The sequence below is a fragment of the Listeria sp. ILCC792 genome (genome assembly GCF_900186135.1).
Taxonomy (GTDB): Bacteria; Bacillota; Bacilli; order Lactobacillales; family Listeriaceae; genus Listeria; species Listeria goaensis.
Genome location: NZ_FYBO01000003.1, coordinates 187,404 through 209,553, shown reverse-complemented (window position 1 = coordinate 209,553; position 22,150 = coordinate 187,404). Strand labels below are relative to the sequence as shown.

Sequence of the window (22,150 nt, the reverse complement as noted above, 5' to 3'; positions counted from 1 at the left end):
TTTTTATTTTGATTAAAACGCTGTAGCGCGCACAAAAACTAAAAAGCTCGTTGTGGCAAATTTTATTCAAAGAAAATTGCTTTTTCTGAATTTTTACAGATGACTTGCTTAATAGGTGCTATATGCGCTAAAATTTGATAGTATTAATTTAGTGGTCTTGCGAGTTTGTTTCGTATAGGTGGATTTTTGAGAGGAGAATAAGCGATGTCTCAGTTATTAGGAATTATTCAACGTTTAAACGCGATGCAGGAGGATGAAGCTTCTGAAACGCAAGCACGTCGTTTTGAAAAAGACGGTAAGGTAATCTGTGAAGTGAAATACTTTCGAGCGTCTAATTCGTTTGAAGTCGAAATTTATGAATTAAACAGTAAATATCAATTTGATGATATTGATATGACAGCAATTGAGATTTTTGAAGCGTTACAAGAAAATTAATTTGTAAGGTGTAGCTAGAACGGGGAATCTGTTCTAGTTATTTTTTTTGCGCAACAATAGAGGAAATTCTTGTTTTTCTATGCTAGAATAAGAGTGATGAGACACTTACTTTAGAGAGATAAAACGTGAATTTAATTGAGAAGAGGGTTCCACGTGATTTCAAATAGATTAGGTTATTTTTTCAAAGATAAGCTCGAAGAAAGTATGATTTCTGCTGAGAAGGTTGCCCATGTACAGGTAGGGAATAATTTGGAACATGCGCTTTTAGTGCTTACGAAATGTGGCTATTCAGCTATTCCAGTGCTTGATTTCGAATTTAAACTGCACGGACTGATTAGTGCTGCACGTATTACAGATTCGATTTTAGGCCTTGAGCGAATTGAATATGAAAAGCTTGAAACGTTAAAAGTTGAAGATGCGATGCAAACGGAATTTCCTGTTATTAAAGGGGCAATTAATCCGGAACGTGTCGTAAGCTTGCTTGTAGATAATCCATTTTTATGTGTGGTCAATGAGGAAAATGAGTTTCAAGGGATTATTACGCGAAGAATTATTTTAAAACAGGTGAATCGCTTTATTCATGCACCGTTGGAGGACGAAAAATGATTGTCACAGAATATGAATTGCTTGTTTGTCTAGCTGATGAACTGAATATGCGTCGTAGTGCGGAAAAACTTTTTTTGAGTCAACCGGCTTTATCGCAACGTTTACAGACGATTGAAAGCAGATGGAATACGAAGATTTTTATTCGCACACAAAAAGGCTTGCTTTTAACGCCAGAAGGGGAAGCGATTGTCAAACATGCGGCGAGTGTCATTGCTAGAGAGCATGAAATTCAGGAGCGGCTAGAGGCGATGGAAGGTGTCGTGCGCGGTACGCTTCGAATTGCTTGTGCAAGTGTTGTGGCGCAGATGTGGCTGCCGCGGGTATTAAAAATGTTCACAGAGAAATATCCCGATGTGACGATTTCACTGCAAACGGGTTGGAGTAGCGATGTCCATGAATTGCTTGCTTCTGGTTCAGTACATTTAGGGATTGTGCGTGGCAGTACGCCGTGGAAAAGTGTGAAGCGGCATTTATTTACGGACCGGCTTATTTTAGTGGATCAGGAGATTGAACGAATTGAAGATGTTTTTGAAACGAATCGGCCATTTATTCAATTCCGGAGCGATTCTAACTATTATCAAGTGATTCAGGATTACTGGCAGCGAAACTTTTCGAAGTTGCCGAAACAAGTCATGTTGATGGATCAAATTGAAACATCGAGGCAAATGGCGATAAACGGAATTGGTTTTGCGATTTTACCTGAGGTGACAATGAGTCAAGAAATCGATGCGGTCGTAAATCGTATTCCGCTAACTGAAAAGGACGGGACAGAACTCGGGCGGGATACCAATTTGCTGACGTATGAACAGTCGCTTGAATTACCGCAAGTTGCTGCTTTCCTAGAAGTGACAAATCAATTTCTTGAAACAAGCCGCTAGCTATGGCAAACTAAAAAATAAAAAAGGGGCGTTTAAATATGGAACAAATGGATGCACATCAAATTATTTCTTTTATTCAAAACAGTAAAAAATCAACACCGGTCAAAGTTTATTTGAAAGGTGATTTAGACAAAATTGCTTTCCCCGATGAAGTTAAAACGTTTATTACGGGTAATGCGGGAACAATTTTTGGTGAATGGGCTGACATTGAGCCTCTTCTTGCTAAAAACGAGGCGCATATTGCGGATTATGTAGTGGAAAACGATCGCCGCAATTCAGCTATTCCAATGCTTGATTTAAAAAATATTAATGCGCGTATTGAACCAGGCGCAGTCATTCGCGACCAAGTGACAATTGGAGATAATGCGGTTATCATGATGGGGGCTAGCATTAATATTGGCTCTGTCATTGGAGACGGTACGATGATTGATATGAACGTCGTGCTTGGCGGACGCGCAACAGTGGGCAAAAACTGTCACATCGGGGCGGGATCAGTACTTGCGGGTGTTGTTGAACCACCTTCTGCGACACCAGTTATCGTGGAGGACGATGTTGTCATCGGGGCAAATGTCGTTGTCCTTGAAGGCGTACGAATTGGTAAAGGCGCAGTCGTTGCGGCTGGCGCGATTGTGACGAAGGACGTTGCACCGGGAACAGTTGTAGCCGGCATTCCAGCACGTGTCTTAAAAGAACTTGATGCGAAAACGGCATCGAAAACCGAAATTATGCAAGGCTTGCGACAACTTTAAATCAAATGAAAAGAGGGGCGTGTTCATTTGGCACGTCTCTTTCTTTTAGAAAAGGAGGGTTTTTCGTGAATCGTTTTATTGAGATTAGACGGGATTTACACCAGATTCCGGAAATTGGTTTTGAGGAGCATAAAACGCAGAAATACTTGCTCGATTATATTGCGGGACTGAATCAAGAGTTCCTTGAGGTACAAACTTGGCGCACGGGGATTTTTGTTCGCGTCACGGGGCGAGTTGGTGCGAAAACAATTGGGTACCGGACGGACATGGATGCGTTGCCGCTAGCTGAAAAAACGGGTCTGCCGTTTGCGTCTACGCACGCTGGAGCGATGCATGCATGCGGCCACGATGTTCATATGAGCATTGCGCTAGGGTGTTTGACGCACTTTGCGACGAGTCAGCCTGAACAAAATCTTGTTTTTATTTTTCAACCTGCGGAGGAAGGTCCTGGCGGGGCTTTGCCCATTTTAGAAAGCGAAGAATTTAAAGCATTTTGGCCTGACGAAATTTACGCCTTACATATTGCGCCAGAGTATAAAGCGGGGCAAATTGCGACAAAAGTTGGTCTTCTTTTTGCGAACACATCGGAACTTTTTATTTCGTTTAAAGGGCGCGCTGGGCATGCGGCGTACCCGCATCTTGCGAATGATATGGTCGTTTGTGCGAGTCATTTTGTGACGCAAATGCAGACGATTGTCAGTCGGAATATCGACCCGATGGACGCGGCTGTTATAACGGTTGGAAAAATTTCAGGTGGCGATGCGCAAAACATTATTGCTGAGGTGGCGCACCTAGACGGGACGATTCGGACGGCGAAGAAGGAAACGATGGACGTGATTTGGACGCGTTTAAGACAACTTGCACGCGGTATGGAAGAAGCTTTTCAGTGCGAAATTACGTTCACGCCGGGATCGGATTACTGCCAAGTTTACAATCATGCGGAGGAAACGGAACAGTTTATTGCCTTTTTAAATCGCGAGTTTGAAGGGGCGTTTATTGAGGCGCCGGCTGCAATGACGGGCGAAGACTTCGGGTATTTCTTGGAGGAAATTCCGGGTTGTATGTTTTGGCTCGGGGTGGACTCACCGTACGGTTTGCACCACGCTAAATTAAATCCACAAGAAGATGCGATTCCGTTTGCGATTTCTGTTTTAACGAAGTTTTTATCTGAAAAATAAGGGGTTTTGCATATGATTCGTGTCCTTTTAGCGGACGATAATTCGTTTATTACGGGCGGTTTAGAGATTATTTTGAATACGGAGGAAAATTTGGAGGTTGTGGGCACGGTTCAGAACGGGGAAGAGGCGTACCGATTTTGCTTGGAGCATGCGGTTGATGTGGCGCTTGTTGATATTCGGATGCCCGTTATGGACGGTGTTCTTGCGACGAAAAAAATTGCGCAGGAGACGGACACGAAGGTGATTATTTTAACGACTTTTGATGATGACGCGTTTATTTTGGAGGCGATTCAAAACGGGGCGAAGGGCTATTTGCTTAAAAATAATGATCCGAAAAAAATTGTGAATGCCATCTGTAGTGTGATGCAGGAGCAGAGTATTATTCAGGCGGAAATTTGGGATAAGTTGCGCGCGGTGAATCAGGCGAAGCAGACGGCGTATGCGGATCTTGATGCGATGGGGCTGTCTGAACGTGAGAAGGATATTGTGAAAGCGGTAGCGAAAGGGCTGTCGAATCGGGAAATTGCGAAACTCCTTTTTATTTCAGAGGGGACGGTTGCGAACAATATTTCGGCTTTGCTTGGGAAACTGGGGCTTTCACACCGGACGCAGATTGCGATTTTGTATTTCACGGGTAGCGGAAATGGGGATGCGGAATGAATGCCTATAAAATCCAAATTGATGTGGTTTTTTCGCTTTTCTTGCTGTTATTTGTGTTTATACAAGAGTTGTCGGCTTTTTTAAACGCTTGTTATTTGCTGGCGATATTATTGTATTTATCGCTGACTTTACTAAGTTTTACTCTGCGGCGTGCGCGAATTTTTCTCATTGTGCTGCTTTGCGGCAGTATTTTGGTTTTTGGCTTTCTCATCATGCCGTATTTGCTCTATTTATTCCCGTTTGCTGTTTTTTCGCTTTTTTTACAGGGGGAAAAATGGAGTTTTTCGGTCTACGCATTATACGCGGTTATCGCGATGTTGCCGCTCTTTTTTTTGCGTGATTTCCAGATGAGTGCGCTTTATTTATGGATTGCGGCTTTTGCATTCATTTTTTATATGATTTTAAATAAGCAGTCCTACATGTTGCTACGGAAAGAGGAGACGAATGAAGCGCTTAGGATTCAACTGGAAAATGTGCGGGGGAAAATGGATCAACTTGAAACGCGAATGATGAAAGAGACGAGCCTTGCCAAATTAGAGGAGCGAAACGCGCTTTCGCACCGTATTCATGATGAGCTGGGGCATTCGCTTTCTGGCGGACTCATTCAGCTTGAGGCTTGCAAGGCGATTCTTTACAAAGATGTTGACCAGGCGGCGCTCCTTTTGAACAATGCGATTCAAATTAGCCAAGCGGGCATCGAGGAAATTCGGAAGACTTTGAAGGAAACAAAGCCTGCGCAGGAAAGTTTAGGGGTTACGCGGCTTAAAAATGAGCTGTCCCAATTTGAAAGTAAGTATAAATGTCAAACGCTTTTTTATGCGAAAGGTTCATTGGCTAAAATTACCCAACCGATGTGGTATGTATTTTTACAAAACTTGACGGAGGCATTAACAAATTCGTTAAAGTACAGCGACGCGACGCGCATTGAAGCGAATCTTGTTGTATTGAATAAAGTTGCTCGTTTTGAAATACGTGATAACGGGGTCGGCGCAGAAGTTATTTCTAAACATTTAGGTTTACTAGGTATGGAAGAAAGAACGGCGAAACTAGGCGGTAACGTGATTTTTCAAGGTGAGGACGGCTTCTCTATCATTACTTTAATCCCAATTTCGTGAAAATCTCATGCGAAGAAGTGAGGAATTGCACTAGGCAAAGTCCTCGCTTCTTTTTTATAATAGAGAAAACGAGGAGGTACATTATGAAAATCGTTGAAATAAATGAAGTAACGAAAAAATTTGATAAAACGATTGCGGTTGACCGGCTCACGCTTTCGATTGAGAAGGGGCAAATTTTTGGTTTGCTCGGTCCTAACGGCGCTGGGAAAAGTACGGCGATTAGCATTTTATGTGGCTTAATTAAAAAACCGAGCGGTAATATTACGATTTTCGGAGAGCAGCAAGGGCAAGACGGCTTGAGGATTAAAAGTAAGATTGGCCTCGTGCCGCAAGAAATTTCGCTTTATAATGAACTTTCGGCGCTTGAAAACGTTAAATTTTTTGCTGGGCTATACGGTTTGCGCGGCGCGGAACTTGACAAAGCGGCAAATGAGGCGCTTAGTTTTGTTGGCTTAACGGATAAAGCGAAAGGACGTCCAGAAGCATTCTCAGGCGGTATGAAACGTCGTTTGAACATTGCCTGTGCTATTGCGCATCGTCCGGAACTTATCATTATGGACGAACCGACAGTTGGTATTGACCCGCAGTCTCGTAATTATATTTTACGCTCGATTAAAAAGCTGAATGAAAATGGGGCAACCATTATTTATACGAGTCATTATATGGAAGAAGTCGAGGAAATCTGCGACTATATTGCGATTATTGACCACGGGAAAGTCATTGCAGAAGGCACGGAAGAACAGCTCATTAGTTTGGTGACGGACGTCAAAGAAATGGAAATTATCGTGGATCAAGACGCAAGTGTTACGACAAAAGACATCGAAGGGGTTTCGGGCGTTCAGGCGGTGACGTGGAACGGAACAAATTCGCTTCACATCACATCAAGTAGCGAAGTGAACACGCTAAACTCGATTTTGGCCATTTTACTGCAACATAAAATCGATATTTTGGAAATTAATCAAGAAACGCTCAACTTGGAAACTGTATTTTTAAACTTAACTGGGCGAAAATTGCGTGATTAGAAGGAGGCTGTCAAAATGTTATTTCACATCATCAAAAAGCAAGTGAAACTTTCACTGCGCGATAAAAGCTTCTTCATTTTCATGCTCATTTTTCCAATCGCGCTTATTTTCGTACTCGGCAGCGTCCTTCAAAACGCGTTTACTGACGACAGCGATTTAGGCAAGATGAACATCGTCTACGCCCTTCAGGCAGACGCCAACATGAATACAGCCTTTGCAACTTTTGCGAATGAAGCAAGTACGAAGAGCGTTACTTTTAAACAAGTCGATGGGGTTAAAGCTGGTGAGGCGAAGGTGAAAAACGGTGATGCGACAGCGTTCATTCAGGTGAAGGAAAATGATTTGCGCGTTGTGACAAACAGCCCCGGGACGGTTGAAAAAGCGCGACTGGACGGCTATATCAATGCTTTCGCGTCGCAATATCAACTCGCTGTGACGACGGCAAAAGTGAATCCTACGCAAATGAATGGCGTCATGGCTTTAAACGACGTACCTAAAGACGCGATTTCGGTCCAAAAACTGAAAACGAGCGATAATGTGTCGTCTTTCCAGTACTATGCGATTGCGCTCATCGGCATGACGATGATGTTCGGCATGATGTCTGGTGTGAACGCGTTTCGAATTGAGAAATTGAAACATACGGATATTCGCTTGCTCATTGCGCCGCTTAGAAAAGAAGTGGCGATTACGGGGAATTTCATTGGTGAACTGGTCGTTCAAGCGATTTCTTTAGTTTTGCTTATGACGGTTTCCCAATTGTTCTTTGACGTGAACTGGGGGAGTGCGGTCCTCATCATCGCGGCCGTTTATTTCAGCCTCGCTTTGTTCTCCGTATCATTTGGCATGGCGATTGACGTTCTATCTAACGGTAATGCAGCAGGGGCTGCCGTTTCGAGCATTATTGTCCAAATTTTTGCTTTCCTAGGCGGGGCTTACTTCCCTATGATAAGTCCGACAATTCAAAAGCTCTCCCCAATTGGTTGGGCGAACATTAGTATTCGCGATATTCTTTACAACGGACAACTTTCCGCGGCTATCATGCCGATTGTAATTAATGTCGGCTTTGCCATTCTCTTTATTGGCCTCATTGCTATAACGCAAAAGCGAAAGGAAGTGTATTAAGATGGCGCAAATGGGTTGGATTTTCAAACATAATTGGGACGTATTAAAGAAATCAAAAGTCCGTATGATTATGATTATAGGTCTTCCAATTTTGAGTATTTTAATTTACTTTTTTTCCTACGGCACACAGATGAATGACACGACAGTTTTAAAACTGGGTGTAGTGAATCAGGACTCGGGTGTGTATACGAATCAATTGGTGACATTTTTAAAAGAAGATAACGCCGGCATGAAAGAGGTTTCCTATGAAAAAGGCAAAGCCGAACTAATTGGCGGCCAGCTGGATGCGCTCATTTTAATTCAAAAAGGTGCTAATGATAGTTTAGCGAACCAAACGGCGAGCGACTTTAAAATTGAGTCGATTCAAGGCGAAAATACGATAAACACGACCAAAATGCTACTTTCAAATGAGATTAATAAACTTTTGAAGTTGGAGAAACTAGGCGGGCAAGCAAATTTTGAGCAGACGGTCAAAACGTATGACGCTTCAAAATTACCGATTGAAAACACCGACCTAAAGGATCAATCGGACATTGAAAAGATGATGTCGGCCCAAATTCTTGGCTTTCTATGCATGATGCTGCTTTATGCAGCTGGCAGTCTCGGGGAGCTCATTTTAAAAGAAAAGGAGGAAGGGACGTTTTACCGCTTAATGTCCACGCCGCTCTCCAGCAAAAAGTATTTGCTTGGCAATGCGCTTTTCGCCTATGTGATTGTGCTTGTTGAGGTGCTGATTTGTCTCTTTGCGATGCGTTTTGCCTTCCGGATTAATCCGGGTGTTGCATACGTTGATTTATTTGCAATCCTTGCGGTGTTCTCACTGATGGCGGTCGTGCTGTCACTCGCATTCGGCTTTGTCGCAGGAAGCAGAAGGAGTATTTCAGCGATGCAAACGACGATTTTCACGATTTCAACGCTACTTTCTGGCGCACTAATCCCGATTGCTATCATGCCAGAAATCATGCAAAAAATCGCCGCTTTCATGCCGCAATACTGGGTGATGGACGCCGTCTCAAAACTCCAACAAAACGGAACACTTGCCGATTTAAGTTTAAACATCATCATTTTACTCGGCTACACCCTCCTATTTTTCAGCATTGCCAGCTACAAATTCGCAAAAAACAAGGAGCTCCGGTCGTTTGTTTAAACCAAACATAAAAAATCCCCCACCAGAGTTTTTATTTTGGCGGGGGATTTTAACGGGATTAGGATTTATGGTACATAAATTGAAACAGCGGCGAATGAGTTTGAAAGTAAGGTCACAACAGAATCTACATTTCATAATACGTAGATTAAAACAAAACAACGCGGTTAATTGAACAGTCCGCGAAAGAAATTTACATTTCACAATACATAGATTAAAACAATGTCATCACTCAAAAAAACGAAAAACTGGAATTATTTACATTTCACAATACATAGATTAAAACATTTCCGCTTGATATTCTTTGTCTTCTGTCATGAGAATTTACATTTCACAATACATAGATTAAAACGTAAATATAACCAAGTACTAACTTACCATTTTTGTCATTTACATTTCACAATACATAGATTAAAACGAATTCTCATGTTTCACAAAAGATGAAGAGTACGTATTTACATTTCACAATACATAGATTAAAACGACATCGTACACGTAAAAGTAACGGAAGTATAGGAATTTACATTTCACAATACATAGATTAAAACTGGTACCCTCTCGAGCTCTACTCTCATCATAGCTCAAAAGTGGTTTTCTGTCGACCCTAGATTTTTGGGTGGAAAATGGGATGGAAAAACGAATTGATTGTTCCATTATCTCCTCGTTCTCCTACTCTCCCAATGATTCCCAACTTTCTGTCGTTCCCCCAGCAATTTTACGTTACCGAACATCGACAGAAAACCCCGATATACATCGTACCGGGGCGATAGGTCATTTGTTTTTTAATGCTTGGACTTTTTCTTCGTCAGGCGTTACGAAATAGGTCGTTTGATTATCGTAAATGACGTAGCCGGGTTTGGCGCCGTTTGGTTTTTTCACGTGCTTGACGAGCGTTGCGTCAACGGGGACGGTGCTTGATAGACGTGCTTTTGAGAAATAAGCGGCAATCATGGCGGCCTCTTCGATGGCTGTTTCATCGGGATTCGGGTCTTGGATCACAACATGCGAACCAGGCAAATCCTTGACGTGGAACCACAGTTCGTTGTTTTTTGCGAGTTTATTCGTCAAATATTCGTTTTGTTTGTTGTTTTTTCCGACTAAAATCGGTAGGCCACTTGTTGAGGTGTATTTTTCGAGTTTGGGCGCAGCGTTTTTTTGACGGCTGTTTTTTGGTTTCTTGTAACGAAGGTAGCCTTGTTCGGCGAGTTCTTGCCGGATTTCTTCTACGTCGCTCGGGCCGGCCGTTTCCAGTTGTGCAAGAACATTATCCAAGTAGGCGATTTCTTCCTGCGTCAGTGCGATTTGTTCCTCAACGTACGCCACAGCATTACGGAGTTTCTGGTAGCGCGTAAAATAGCGCTGGGCGTTTTGTGAAGGCGTTAGGCGCGTATCAAGCGGGATTGTCACATCTGGCAAGGCCTCATCATAAAAATTTTGCACCGTCACGTTTGCCATACCTTTTTCCATTTTGTATAAACTCGCCGTAAGCAGTTCGCCTTGAATGCGGAACTCGTCAGCCTTTTCCGTTTCAACAAGCGTATTTTCCAGTTTTTCAATCTTTAAAACGTTGCGCGCCCGTTCGTTCGCCAAAAGACGCTCCAAATCATGCCCCATTTGATGGACGCGGTCACGCCGCGCTTTCCCGCTATAAAATGCATCGAGCAATTCACTCAAAGAATCAAAACGCTTCGCATGAGCCTCAAGCGCTAGCGGCATAAAATAATAATCTTCCTTCTCGTTACGCACGAAAGTATGCGGCACAGCTTTTTGGCCTAAAAAGGTTGGAATTTCCTGCAAAACAGAAAAGAAGGCAGACTGTAGCGAATTTGGACTAGCGTCACCCGCCCGGTGGACAATTTCCAGAGCGAGAAGTGGGCTGAAACCCGCGAAATGTTTCACGAGAGCTTTGGCCGAATCTTCCTCTGGCGAAATGAATGTCTCCAAATCAGCCGCAGAAATCGTGAACGGGTCGATTTTGTTTGCCTTAGGCGGTAAAATATACTCGGCGCCCGGAAGTAGTGTCCGGTAACTATTTTGCGCAGGACTAATATGTTTTATGCAATCAATAATCGTTCCTTTTTGACGATCCACAAGCGTTAAATTGCTGTGACGTCCCATAATTTCAATATACAAATCTAAAAAACGATTTTCTCCAATATCGTCTTTTCCGCGGAACCCCAGCACGAGAATCCGCTCATTCGGCTCCTGCCTAACTTCCTCGATGATGGCGCCTTCCAAATGTTTGCGCAAAAGCATACAAAACATCGGCGGATTCGGTGGATTTTCGGGCACATCTGTCGTCCACTGCACACGCGCATAACTTGGGTGCGCTGAAATGAGCAGGCGTTTATTTTCGCGGTTTTTTCGGATATAAAGCAAAAGTTCGTGCGGAAACGGCTGATGAATCTTCATAATGCGTCCACTTTCCGCGCCTTCTTTAATTTCTTCGGTCATAGCTTTTAAAAACATTGCATCAAATGCCATTTTTATTCTTCCTTTACTTGTTTGTTACGTACTATTGTATCACAATTTTAAGTTTAACTATGCAAGTAGCACGAGCTTTGCTATAATAATTAGGTGAAACTAGTATAAGAGGTGGCGAATCTTATGGTGAAAAGCATGACAGGTTTCGGTCGAAAAACGAAAGAAAATGATGATTGTAAGGTGACGGTTGAATTAAAGGCAGTCAATCATCGATATTTTGAGGCAGTTTTTCGCATACCTAGGCAATTCGCTTATCTCGAAACAAAGCTTAAAAAGACGCTTTCGGGGGTTTTAAAGCGCGGGCGAGTGGAGTGCTTTATTTCGTTTGAAGGGGCACAAATTGCGAAGCATCACTTGGCGGTGGACTTTGAACTGGCCGACGAGTATTACCGGTTCTTGAAACAAGCGGAAGCGCGTTATGAGTTCTCGGAAAGCTTGACGATGCGTGACTTTTTAGCGGATCCTGTTTTTCTTGAAGTTCGTGAAAGTAGCGAGGCTGACTCGGCGCTTGAAGCCCTTGTTTTAGAAACAGTTCACGGGGCAACAAAAAGGCTTGATGAGATGCGCAGTTTAGAAGGCGCTGAAATAGCGCTCTATTTTAAATCGCACTTAGAGGCATTCGAGTCGTGCATGCTTGCGGTGCGTCAGGCGATTCCAGAGATGGAAGCCGCATATAAAGCGCGTCTTCAGGAACGGCTAGCAAAACTCGCGGAAGCCGAATTTGACGAGCGCATGATGCTCACGGAACTCGGTTTATTCCTAGAAAAAGCCGACATTAACGAAGAAACCGAACGGCTGGATAGCCATTTGAAACAGTTTTATAGTATACTTACGCAAGAAGGCGCAGTGGGGCGAAAGCTGGATTTCCTAATTCAAGAGATGAACCGGGAAGTGAATACGATTGGGTCGAAAGCGATGTCGATAACGATTACTGAGAATGTCGTGGAAATGAAAACGACGCTTGAAAAAATTCGTGAACAAGTCCAAAATGTGGAATGACTTTAGAAATGAGGTAAGGGAATGACGGAAAGAGGCCTTTTAATTGTTCTTTCAGGACCGAGTGGGGTTGGTAAAGGAACGGTAAGGGAAGCGGTCTTTCGGGACCCGGAAACGAAATTCGAATACTCGATTTCGATGACAACGAGAAAGCCGCGCGAAGGCGAACAAGAGGCGGTTGACTACTATTTCAGAAGCCGCGAGGAGTTTGAGCAAGCTATCGCTGACGGCAAAATGCTCGAATACGCCGAATATGTCGGCAACTACTACGGAACGCCGCTCGATTATGTCGAGGAAAAGCTTGCTAACGGCATCGATATTTTTTTGGAAATTGAGATTCAAGGCGCGATGCAAGTGAAAAAAAGAATGCCAGAAGGTGTTTTCATTTTCCTAACACCGCCAGATCTCGGCGAACTCAAAAACCGCCTAATCGGTCGCGGCACAGAAACACTCGAAGTCGTCGAAGCGCGAATGAAAACCGCTAAAGAAGAAATTGAAATGATGGCTTCCTATGATTATGCGGTCGTAAATGACGTCGTCCTTGACGCTGTCCGCAAAATTAAAGGCATTGTCGAAACAGAACATTTAAAAACGGAGCGTGTGATTCACCGCTATCAAAATATGTTGGAGGAGATTTAATTATGATGTTATACCCATCGATTGATAATTTACTTTTAAAAATTGATTCAAAATACTCTTTAGTAACTGTTGCGGCTGCTCGCGCTAGAGCGATGCAAGCAGAAAACGACCCAGGCTCGTTACCCACTTACGAATCTCATAAATATGTTGGAAAAGCACTGGAAGAAGTTCACGCTGGCAAACTAGTAATTGCGAAAGACGCTGAATAAAACGAAAAGCGAATGAGAAGTCATTCGCTTTTTTTGTACGAGAAACTATTAAAAGAGACTAGAAACTTGGGCTTTTTTATGTGTAATATATAAGTGTATCTTTACATACATGAAAAATAATCGTATCCAGATGAGCTATTCATCCGTGACAAAAGAGTGCCCAAAAGTAATTGCGGGGCGCTCTTTTATTTTCAAAAACGCAAGCGTAATCTTCCTTGCCAAAACATGTTATAATAAAAAGGATTATGTGGACTTGAGGTGAATCAAAGTGAATGGAAAAAATATTTTACTAGCGGTATCAGGCGGCATTGCGGTTTATAAGGCGGTTGCCCTTACAAGTAAATTGACGCAGGCAGGCGCGAATGTGAAAGTGATGATGACGGAGCATGCGATGGAATTTGTCCCTCCGCTTTCTTTTCAAGTTTTATCCAGAAATGATGTTTATACAAACACTTTTGATGAAAAAAATTCGAAAGTGGTGGCGCATATTGATCTTGCGGACTGGGCTGACCTTGTGATTGTCGCACCTGCAACCGCGAATATTATTGCAAAAATGGCGAACGGGCAAGCAGATGATATGGTGACGACAACGCTTCTTGCGACAGAAGCTCCGGTTTGGGTGGCACCAGCGATGAATGTGCATATGATTCAGCACAAGGCGGTCGTGCGAAACATTAACCAGCTTTATGCAGACGGCGTGCGCTTTATCGAGCCAGAAGAAGGGTACCTTGCTTGTGGCTATGTTGGCCGCGGGCGGCTTGAGGAGCCTGAAAAAATCGTTCTGCGCATTCGTGAGTTTTTTTTAGAAGATGAAACGATACTTTTAGGGAAAAACGTGCTCGTAACAGCCGGTGCGACACGCGAAAAACTAGATCCCGTCCGCTACTTTACGAACCATTCAACAGGGAAGATGGGCTTTGCTGTCGCAGAGGCGGCAAAACGCGCCGGAGCGAATGTAACACTTGTAACGAGTGCACGTGAGCGTTTAGTCCCACCTGGCGTGAACGTTTTATACGTGGAATCGGCTGAGGAGATGTATGCGGCGGTGAAGGAAAATCAGGCGAAACAAGATGCATTTGTGATGACGGCTGCAGTTGCGGACTATACGCCGCAGCGGGTGAGCGAGCAGAAAATTAAAAAGCAACCGGGCGACTTCACGGTTGAGATGAAGCGGACGAAGGATATTTTGGCTGACGTTGGTGAAACGAAATCAGACGCGCAAGTGGTTATTGGGTTTGCGGCGGAGACTGAAAATGTGCGCGAAAATGCGCTTAAGAAATTAAAATCTAAAAACGCTGACTTTATTGTGGCGAATGATATAACAGACGCGGGTGCGGGGTTTGGCACCGATACGAATATTGTGACGATTTACGGGGCAAATGGCGGCGAAGAAAGTTACCCCCTTTTAGACAAAAGTGAAGTGGCGAAAGAAATTGTGAAGCGAATTGCGGACCGATTGGAGCCGAACGAATGATTCAAATTGCGAAAGTGATTGTAGATGTTCCGGCGATGCAAGTCGACAGGCCGTTTGATTATGTTTTGCCGGAAAATTTGGTTGACCTTGTGATGGTCGGGACGCGGGTTTCTGTGCCATTTGGAAATCGGAAGGTGCAAGGCTTTGTTGTTGAGCTAGGCGAGGCGGCAGATGTTGCGAAACTTAAAACGATTGACTCGGTGATGGACGTGCTGCCAGTTTTAAATGAGGAGCTGCTTGAACTGGGCGACTGGCTCGCGAAAGAAACGCTCGCGTTCCGCGTTTCGGTGTATCAGGCGATGTTGCCGGCTGTTCTTCGGGCTAAATATGAGAAATACGTGGTACGACTTGATACGGAAGACGACGAATTAGAGCGGCTTTTTGAAGGATATGAAACGCTGCCGTTTAAAGAACTAGAGGCGCGTGGCATTTTAAAAAGCGTACAGAAATATTTGCGCAGTGGCCAAATTGAACTCGCGCATGCTGTGAAAAATAAAGTGACGAATAAAAAAATGCGTGTTGCTAAATGTGAATTGTCGCTAAGTCAGTTGCATGATGCGCGTTCTGATTTGCCGAAAAATGCGAAAGCGCAGGCCAAATTGCTCGCGTTTTTTGAAACTAGCGATGCGGAATTTGTGCCCGTCAAGCAGCTGAAGGAAGAGCTTGGTGTGAGCCAACAGGCTATTAGTAAGCTAGTTGAACAGGGCGCGCTTAGTCTTGCAGACAAAATTGTGAGCCGGGACCCTTATGAGAGTCGCGAGTTTGAACGGACAACGCCGCTCTCGCTTTCTGAGGAACAACAGACGGCTTGCGACCGGATTCTGCTTTCGGCAAATGAAGCAAGCCCAGAAACTTTTTTGTTGCACGGCGTAACAGGAAGCGGGAAGACGGAAATTTATTTGCAATCCATTGCGGAAGTTTTACAAAAAGGAAAAGAAGCCATTGTGCTCGTTCCAGAAATTTCCTTGACGCCGCAAATGGTCGAGCGGTTTAAAAGTCGATTTGGCGACGCGGTGGCGGTTTTGCACAGCGCCCTTTCGCACGGTGAAAAATATGATGAATGGCGAAAAATTGAGCGGAAAGAAGCGAAAGTCGTTGTTGGCGCGCGTTCGGCCGTGTTTGCACCCTTTGAAAATTTGGGGCTCATTATTATCGATGAGGAGCACGAGGCAACGTACAAGCAAGAAGATAATCCGCGTTACCACGCGCGCGATGTTGCCATTTGGCGGGCTAAACGTCACGGCTGCCCAGTTGTACTCGGTAGCGCCACGCCGTCGCTCGAATCCTATGCGCGCGCAACAAAAAACGTCTACAGCTTGCTAGAGCTTCCAACGCGAATCAACAAACAAGAAATGCCAGAAGTGCACGTAGTAGACATGCGCGAAGAACTACGTAGCGAAAACCGCACAGAATTTTCACGCACACTGCTCGAAAAAATCAAAGAACGAATCGAACGAAAAGAGCAAACCGTCCTGCTTTTGAATAAAAGGGGATATGCCTCATTCGTCATGTGTCGCGACTGTGGATATGTGGTGGAGTGCCCCAATTGTGATATTTCACTTACCTACCATCAAGCGACACATAAAATGAAATGCCACTACTGCGGCCACGAAGAGCGCGTCCCAATGAAATGCCCATCATGCGAGAGCGAGCACATTCGTTACTTCGGGACGGGCACGCAAAAAGTGGAGGAAAGCCTTGCGAAATTAATTCCCGAGGCGCGCGTCATTCGAATGGACGTGGATACGACGCGCAAAAAAGGGGCACACGAAAAGCTTCTCTCGCGCTTTCAAAACGGCGAAGCTGATATTCTGCTTGGCACGCAAATGATTGCCAAAGGGCTTGATTTTCCGAACATTACCCTTGTCGGCGTTTTAAATGCTGACACGATGCTGTTCTTACCCGATTTTAGATCAGCCGAAAGAACATTTCAGTTGCTCACGCAAGTGAGTGGACGCGCTGGGCGGCATGTTTTACCCGGAGAAGTGGTTGTGCAAAGTTATAGCCCTGAACATTACAGCATTCAGTACGCGAAAACGCATGACTACCACGGCTTTTACGGTCACGAAATGTTGATGCGCCGCCGCGGAGAATACCCGCCGTTCTACTTCCTGACGCTTATTAACGTGAGTCACGAAGACGAGCGGAAAGTGATAAAAACGATTCAAGACATGGCGAGCTACTTGCGCTCTAAGCTTGGGCGGGATTCGATTATTTTAGGGCCAGTTCCAAGTACCATCAGTCGTATTAAAAATAAGTATCGCTACCAGTGCATGATTAAATATAAACAAGAACCAGCTTTGAAAGAGGAGCTTAAGATGCTACTTGAGCACTACCAAAAAGAACAAGCGAAAGGACTTGCGATTTCAATTGATGTGGAGCCGTACGTTCTGATGTAAGGAGTGAAAAAATGGAAAAAATTATTTTTATGGGGACGCCAGATTTTGCGGTGCCCGTTTTGAAAAATTTAGCTGAAAAATATGACGTGGTTGCCGTCGTAACTCAGCCAGACCGAGTGCTCGGACGAAAACGCGTTTTAACGGCACCACCGGTTAAGGTTGCGGCAAACGAACTCGGCATTCCTGTTTACCAGCCTGAAAAATTGCGTGCATCAGAAGAATTAGACGCCTTACTCGCGCTTGATGTGGATTTGCTCGTGACAGCGGCTTATGGGCAGATTTTGCCGAACAATTTGCTTGCGCTACCTAAAAAGGGCGCGATTAATGTGCATGCTTCACTGCTTCCAGAGTACCGCGGCGGCGCGCCGATTCATTATGCGGTCATGGACGGGAAGGCGGAAACGGGCGTGACGATTATGTACATGGTGGAAAAACTAGACGCCGGCGATATGATTGCGCAGCGCAGTATGCCAATTACGGACGAAGATGATACGGGCACGATGTTTGAAAAATTAGCAGTGCTTGGCGCGGCACTTTTAATGGATACGTTGCCAGACTTTTTGGCAGGGAAGATAAACGCGGTGCCGCAAAATCCGGAAAAGGTTACGTTTGCACGCAATGTGTCACGCGAACAGGAAAAACTCGATTTTTCTAAAGAAGCGCGGGTTGTGTGGAACCATATTCGCGGGCTTTCGCCGTTTCCAGTTGCGTACACGACATTTGAAGGAAAACCGTTTAAAATTTGGCGGGCGCATCTATCTAGCGAGCAAACTGATCTTTCGCCGGGAAGTTTTGTGCTGCTCACAAAATCAACATTTGGCATTGTGTGCGGTGATGGCAATCTTGTCGTGCCAGAAATTGTTCAACCTTTTGGGAAGCCGAAAATGGACGCGAATGCGTTTATTCAAGGAACGCTCCGAAATATTTCAAAGGAAGTTAGGTTTGGTGATTAAATGAAAAAAGAAGTTCGTGAAATTGCGCTTGAACTAATTGAAAAAGTAGAAAATCAAGGTTCTTATAGCCATTTACTTATTAATGATGCTTTAAAAAAACAAGATTTAAATGTAGCGGATAGAGGGCTTTTGACAGAACTAGTTTACGGGACAATTCAACGGAAAATTACGCTTGATTTTTTCCTTGAGCCGTTTTTGAAAAAGACGCCAGAAGATTGGGTGCAAAATTTGCTGCGGTTGTCAGTTTATCAAATGCAATTTTTGGATAAAATTCCCGAACATGCGATTTTACACGAAGCTGGTGAAATTGCGCGGAAGCGCGGTCATGATGGCGTAACGAAATTTGTGAACGGCGTTTTGCGCAACATCATTCGCCGAGGCGTACCAGCCATTGATGCGATTTCAGACGACGTGACGCGGCTTAGCGTTCAAGTTAGCCTGCCAGAATGGCTTGCAGCACGTTTTATCAAACAATTTGGGTACGAGCGCGCACTTGAACTTGGAGAGGCCTTTTTAGTTCCGCCAAATCAAACGGTACGTGTGAATGTAACTGAAACCAATCCGAAGTCACTCGTAAAAGAGTTTGCGGACCAAGGAATTTCTGCAAAAGTGTCGGAGATTATACCAGAGGCCCTGGAGATTGAAAAAGGAAGCATCGCAAATACGAACGCTTTTAAAACCGGAAAATGTACCATTCAAGACGAAAGTTCGATGATTGTGGCCTATGCGCTCGAGCTTACGGACGACTTGGACGTTTTAGATGCGTGTTCGGCTCCTGGGGGAAAAACCACGCATATTGCGGAGAAGATGAACGGGACTGGCAGTGTGATGGCGCTTGATATCCACGCTCATAAAACGAAACTCGTAGCGAGTGCGGCTAGTCGGTTGAATTTATTAAACGTGCGAACGCTCGCTTTAGATGCGAGAAGTGCAACAAGCGAATTCGAAACAAAAAGTTTTGACCGCGTTTTAGTGGACGCACCTTGTTCTGGGTTTGGCGTGCTAAAACGAAAACCAGATATTAAATACAGTAAAAAGCCTGATGATATTGCGCGACTTAGCGAAATTCAGCTCGCAATTTTAGATGAAGTTAGCCAACTTGTTAAAGAAAATGGTATATTAGTGTATAGTACTTGTACGATTGACAGGGAAGAAAATGCCGAAGTTGTGCAGAAATTTCTGGAGAAGCATCCAGAGTTTGAGGCGAAATCGGTTACTGTCCCGAAATCGTTAGAACATTTAAAGACGGGCAATGACTTACAAATTTTACCGACGGATTTTGGAAGCGACGGATTTTATGTTGCGAGTTTCAAACGGCGCCCTTAAGATTGGAGAGAGAAACTATGCAAGTTGAATTTAGAACGGACAGAGGAAGAATCAGACACCATAATGAAGATAACGGTGGTGTTTTTGAAAATAAAACTGGGAATCCAATTGTCATAGTTGCAGATGGAATGGGCGGTCATCGCGCCGGTGATGTTGCCTCAGAAATGGCCGTTAAACTTCTTAGTGAAGCTTGGCAGGAAACAGAAGAATTTTTACACGCGAATGATGTGGAAGACTGGTTTCGCATTGTGATTCAAAAAATCAATCGCGTCATTACCGCAGAAGCAGAAAAGGAACCTGAGCTAAAAGGAATGGGCACGACGCTAGTCGCTGCGATTTTCACGCGAAGTCAAGCCATCATTGCCAATGTTGGTGACAGCCGCGGTTACTTGCTTCAAGGCGAGAAATTTGTGCAAATTACGGAAGACCATTCACTTGTGAACGAGCTTCTTCGCAAAGGTGAAATTTCGAAAGAAGACGCGGAAAATCATCCACGCAAAAATATTTTACTTCGCGCATTAGGCGTGGAAGGTTTTGTTGACACGGATACGTTTATTACACCATTTCAAACAGAAGATATTTTGCTACTCTGTTCAGATGGGCTAAGCAACATGATTTCGGAGGCAGAAATGCGACAAGTTTTAACCAGCAAAAGAACACTTGCTGAAAAAGCTGATTCGCTTATTACGAAAGCAAACGCAAACGGCGGAGAAGATAATATTACCGTGTTACTACTTAAACGGGATAACGTAAGAAAAGGGGGTGACTCATCATGATGATTGGAAAACGACTAAGCGGACGATATAAAATTTTAAGCCCAATTGGCGGCGGCGGAATGGCTAATGTATTTTTAGCACACGATATGATTTTAGACCGCGATGTGGCAGTGAAAATCTTGCGAATTGATTTAGCTGATGAAAGCAATTTGATTCGTCGCTTCCAGCGTGAGGCGCAGTCAGCAACAAGTTTAGTGCACCCCAATATTGTTGGCATCTATGATGTCGGTGAAGAAAATGATTTGCACTACATTGTTATGGAATACGTGGAAGGCATGGATTTAAAACAATACATTCAAGAAAAACACCCGATTCCATTTGATGAAGCCGTTGAAATTATGAAGCAAATTGTTTCAGCCATTTCGGCAGCGCATAAATATCATATCATTCACCGTGATATTAAACCGCAAAATATTTTAATCGACCATGATGGAGTTGTGAAAATTACGGATTTCGGAATTGCGATGGCGCTTTCGGAAACCTCAATTACGCAAACCAATTCGCTTGTCGGCTCTGTGCACTATTTATCTCCCGAGCAAGCGCGCGGCGGCATGGCGACTCAAAAATCAGATATTTATTCGCTCGGAATTGTGCTTTATGAGCTTCTAAGCGGACAAGTTCCTTATGACGGGGAATCCGCTGTATCCATTGCGATTAAACATTTACAGGGAAGCATTCCGTCTGTTCGAGAGACGAATCCTGCTATCCCGCAAAGCTTGGAAAATATTATTATTAAAGCAACGGCAAAAGATCCTGCTGCCCGCTACCAGTCTGCTGAAGAAATGGAAGAAGATTTAGAAACTTGTTTAAATGAAGACCGCCTGAACGAGCCTAAATTTATTCCGAACACGGACGACGGGGATACAAAAACGATTCCCATTATTGCGACGAAAAACGCGATGCGCAACTTAGATGATACCGTCACACAAACGCCGCTTGCAGAAGAAGAGGCAATCAAAGAAGGCGACGCGGATGGGAAAAAGCCGAAGAAAAAAATGAGCAAGAAAAAGAAAATTTTCTGGATTGTTTTTGGCGTCATTTTGCTATTTGCAGGAATCATTTTAACGCTTTGGTTGCTCGGAAAAAATCCAACAGAATTTGAAGTGCCAGATGTTAGTGGTAAAACCGAATCACAAGCCATTTCTTTGCTACAAAAAGAAGGGTTTACGATTGGAAGAACCATTGAAAAGAATAGCGATTCTGTTAAAGATGGAGATGTTATCAATACCGACCCTGAAGCTGGGGAAATGAAAGAAAAAGGTGCTAAAATAACACTTTATGTTAGTATCGGCTCTAAAAAAGTCACGATGGAAGATTATTCTGGTAGGAGCTATGAGGATACGGAAACAGTTTTAAAAGAACAGGGCTTTAAATCCGTTTCGAAAAAAGAAGAATATAGCGATACCGTAGAAGCAGGGATGATAATCTCGCAAAGTCCTGCTGCTGGAACGGATGTTGTGGCGAAAGATACAGATGTTGAGCTAATGGTGAGTCGCGGTAAAGCACCAATTACATTAAAAGATTTACGCGGCTATAATCAAACAGCACTCGATGACTATGCTTCCTCGGTCGGAATTACGATCCAAACAACAGAACAAAACAGCGATACGGTTGAAAAAGGACAAGTGATTTCGCAGTCACCTGCCGCAGGTACGACGATAAACGCCGGATCAACGGTGAATGTTGTGATTTCCAAAGGACCGAAAGAAAAAGCAGTAAAAAGCGTGACAAAAACGATTCAAATTCCGTATGGTGATGCAGGTTCAGGCGGCGACGGCGACTCGCCGAAACCAAAACATGTTAAAATTTATATTGATGATAAAAATCATTCGATGTCAACCCCGTATCGCGAACTAGATATTACCGAAAATACAAGTGTTACGATTACGTTTGAAATTGAAGAAGGTTCAAAAGGAAGCTATAAAATTTTGCGTGATGATGAAACTATTGATGAAGGTACGGTAGATTATCCGAATTAAAGGAGG

General features: G+C 43.9%; 20 protein-coding genes and 1 CRISPR repeat array. Of the genes, 19 read left to right on the top strand and 1 reads right to left on the bottom strand.

Annotated features, from left to right (window positions below):
- The first annotated feature begins 204 nt into the window (after window positions 1-204).
- The 10 genes from CFS60_RS05770 to CFS60_RS05725 all read left to right on the top strand — a co-directional run bounded on the left by CFS60_RS05770 (window position 205) and on the right by CFS60_RS05725 (window position 8,912).
- Complete coding sequence (locus tag CFS60_RS05770) at window positions 205-435, top strand: YkuJ family protein (RefSeq protein ID WP_088809490.1); 231 nt, start codon at window positions 205-207, stop codon at window positions 433-435.
- Window positions 436-588: 153 nt separating this feature from the next.
- The gene (gene cbpB / locus CFS60_RS05765) at window positions 589-1,041 is read left to right on the top strand and encodes a cyclic-di-AMP-binding protein CbpB (RefSeq protein ID WP_088809491.1); all 453 of its coding nucleotides are present in this window, start codon (window positions 589-591) and stop codon (window positions 1,039-1,041) included.
- Window positions 1,038-1,919: a LysR family transcriptional regulator gene (locus CFS60_RS05760; RefSeq protein WP_088809492.1), complete on the top strand. Its 882-nt coding sequence runs from the start codon at window positions 1,038-1,040 to the stop codon at window positions 1,917-1,919. The genes cbpB and CFS60_RS05760 overlap by 4 nt, the downstream gene beginning before the upstream one ends.
- A gap of 38 nt (window positions 1,920-1,957) precedes the next feature.
- Window positions 1,958-2,668, top strand: coding sequence for a 2,3,4,5-tetrahydropyridine-2,6-dicarboxylate N-acetyltransferase (dapD, locus tag CFS60_RS05755; protein WP_088809493.1), 711 nt, complete (start codon window positions 1,958-1,960; stop codon window positions 2,666-2,668).
- Between the two features lie 5 nt (window positions 2,669-2,673).
- Window positions 2,674-3,846, top strand: a complete 1,173-nt coding sequence (locus CFS60_RS05750) for an N-acetyldiaminopimelate deacetylase (RefSeq protein WP_179946603.1) — start codon at window positions 2,674-2,676, stop codon at window positions 3,844-3,846.
- A gap of 12 nt (window positions 3,847-3,858) precedes the next feature.
- Window positions 3,859-4,506 carry a response regulator transcription factor gene (locus CFS60_RS05745; RefSeq protein WP_088816251.1) on the top strand — a complete coding sequence of 216 codons (648 nt, stop codon included), beginning with the start codon at window positions 3,859-3,861 and terminating at the stop codon, window positions 4,504-4,506.
- Window positions 4,503-5,621, top strand: coding sequence for a sensor histidine kinase (locus tag CFS60_RS05740; protein WP_088809496.1), 1,119 nt, complete (start codon window positions 4,503-4,505; stop codon window positions 5,619-5,621). Before CFS60_RS05745 ends, CFS60_RS05740 begins: the two co-directional genes overlap by 4 nt.
- A gap of 83 nt (window positions 5,622-5,704) precedes the next feature.
- Window positions 5,705-6,643 carry an ABC transporter ATP-binding protein gene (locus CFS60_RS05735; protein ID WP_088838970.1) on the top strand — a complete coding sequence of 313 codons (939 nt, stop codon included), beginning with the start codon at window positions 5,705-5,707 and terminating at the stop codon, window positions 6,641-6,643.
- 15 nt (window positions 6,644-6,658) lie between these two features.
- Window positions 6,659-7,765, top strand: coding sequence for an ABC transporter permease (locus tag CFS60_RS05730; RefSeq protein WP_088809498.1), 1,107 nt, complete (start codon window positions 6,659-6,661; stop codon window positions 7,763-7,765).
- A 1-nt stretch (window position 7,766) separates the two neighbouring features.
- Window positions 7,767-8,912: an ABC transporter permease gene (locus CFS60_RS05725; RefSeq protein WP_255377771.1), complete on the top strand. Its 1,146-nt coding sequence runs from the start codon at window positions 7,767-7,769 to the stop codon at window positions 8,910-8,912.
- Window positions 8,913-9,034: 122 nt separating this feature from the next.
- A CRISPR array of direct repeats spans window positions 9,035-9,457; the repeat unit is 30 nt; unit sequence ATTTACATTTCACAATACATAGATTAAAAC.
- 223 nt (window positions 9,458-9,680) lie between these two features.
- On the opposite strand, the gene CFS60_RS05720 is transcribed toward CFS60_RS05725, so the two are convergent.
- Window positions 9,681-11,393 (bottom strand): NFACT RNA binding domain-containing protein, encoded by a 1,713-nt coding sequence (locus tag CFS60_RS05720; RefSeq protein WP_088816255.1) that lies wholly within the window; start codon window positions 11,391-11,393, stop codon window positions 9,681-9,683.
- Between the two features lie 123 nt (window positions 11,394-11,516).
- Here CFS60_RS05720 and CFS60_RS05715 point away from each other — a divergent pair, with 123 nt between their 5' ends.
- The 9 genes from CFS60_RS05715 to pknB all read left to right on the top strand — a co-directional run bounded on the left by CFS60_RS05715 (window position 11,517) and on the right by pknB (window position 22,144).
- Window positions 11,517-12,392, top strand: a complete 876-nt coding sequence (locus CFS60_RS05715; protein WP_088838969.1) for a YicC/YloC family endoribonuclease — start codon at window positions 11,517-11,519, stop codon at window positions 12,390-12,392.
- A gap of 21 nt (window positions 12,393-12,413) precedes the next feature.
- On the top strand, window positions 12,414-13,028 hold the full coding sequence (gene gmk / locus CFS60_RS05710; RefSeq protein WP_088809502.1) for a guanylate kinase: 615 nt from the start codon (window positions 12,414-12,416) through the stop codon (window positions 13,026-13,028).
- Between the two features lie 5 nt (window positions 13,029-13,033).
- Window positions 13,034-13,237 carry a DNA-directed RNA polymerase subunit omega gene (gene rpoZ, locus CFS60_RS05705; protein WP_088809649.1) on the top strand — a complete coding sequence of 68 codons (204 nt, stop codon included), beginning with the start codon at window positions 13,034-13,036 and terminating at the stop codon, window positions 13,235-13,237.
- Window positions 13,238-13,505: 268 nt separating this feature from the next.
- Window positions 13,506-14,711: a bifunctional phosphopantothenoylcysteine decarboxylase/phosphopantothenate--cysteine ligase CoaBC gene (coaBC, locus tag CFS60_RS05700; protein ID WP_088809503.1), complete on the top strand. Its 1,206-nt coding sequence runs from the start codon at window positions 13,506-13,508 to the stop codon at window positions 14,709-14,711.
- On the top strand, window positions 14,708-17,110 hold the full coding sequence (priA, locus tag CFS60_RS05695; protein ID WP_088838968.1) for a primosomal protein N': 2,403 nt from the start codon (window positions 14,708-14,710) through the stop codon (window positions 17,108-17,110). Before coaBC ends, priA begins: the two co-directional genes overlap by 4 nt.
- A gap of 11 nt (window positions 17,111-17,121) precedes the next feature.
- Entirely contained in the window at window positions 17,122-18,063 is a 942-nt protein-coding gene (gene fmt / locus CFS60_RS05690; protein WP_088809505.1) for a methionyl-tRNA formyltransferase, read from the top strand.
- Complete coding sequence (rsmB, locus tag CFS60_RS05685) at window positions 18,064-19,389, top strand: 16S rRNA (cytosine(967)-C(5))-methyltransferase RsmB (protein ID WP_088825429.1); 1,326 nt, start codon at window positions 18,064-18,066, stop codon at window positions 19,387-19,389. It begins immediately after the preceding gene.
- Between the two features lie 17 nt (window positions 19,390-19,406).
- The gene (locus CFS60_RS05680) at window positions 19,407-20,165 is read left to right on the top strand and encodes a Stp1/IreP family PP2C-type Ser/Thr phosphatase (RefSeq protein ID WP_088809507.1); all 759 of its coding nucleotides are present in this window, start codon (window positions 19,407-19,409) and stop codon (window positions 20,163-20,165) included.
- Entirely contained in the window at window positions 20,162-22,144 is a 1,983-nt protein-coding gene (pknB, locus tag CFS60_RS05675; protein ID WP_088838967.1) for a Stk1 family PASTA domain-containing Ser/Thr kinase, read from the top strand. Before CFS60_RS05680 ends, pknB begins: the two co-directional genes overlap by 4 nt.
- The last annotated feature ends 6 nt before the right edge of the window (window positions 22,145-22,150 follow it).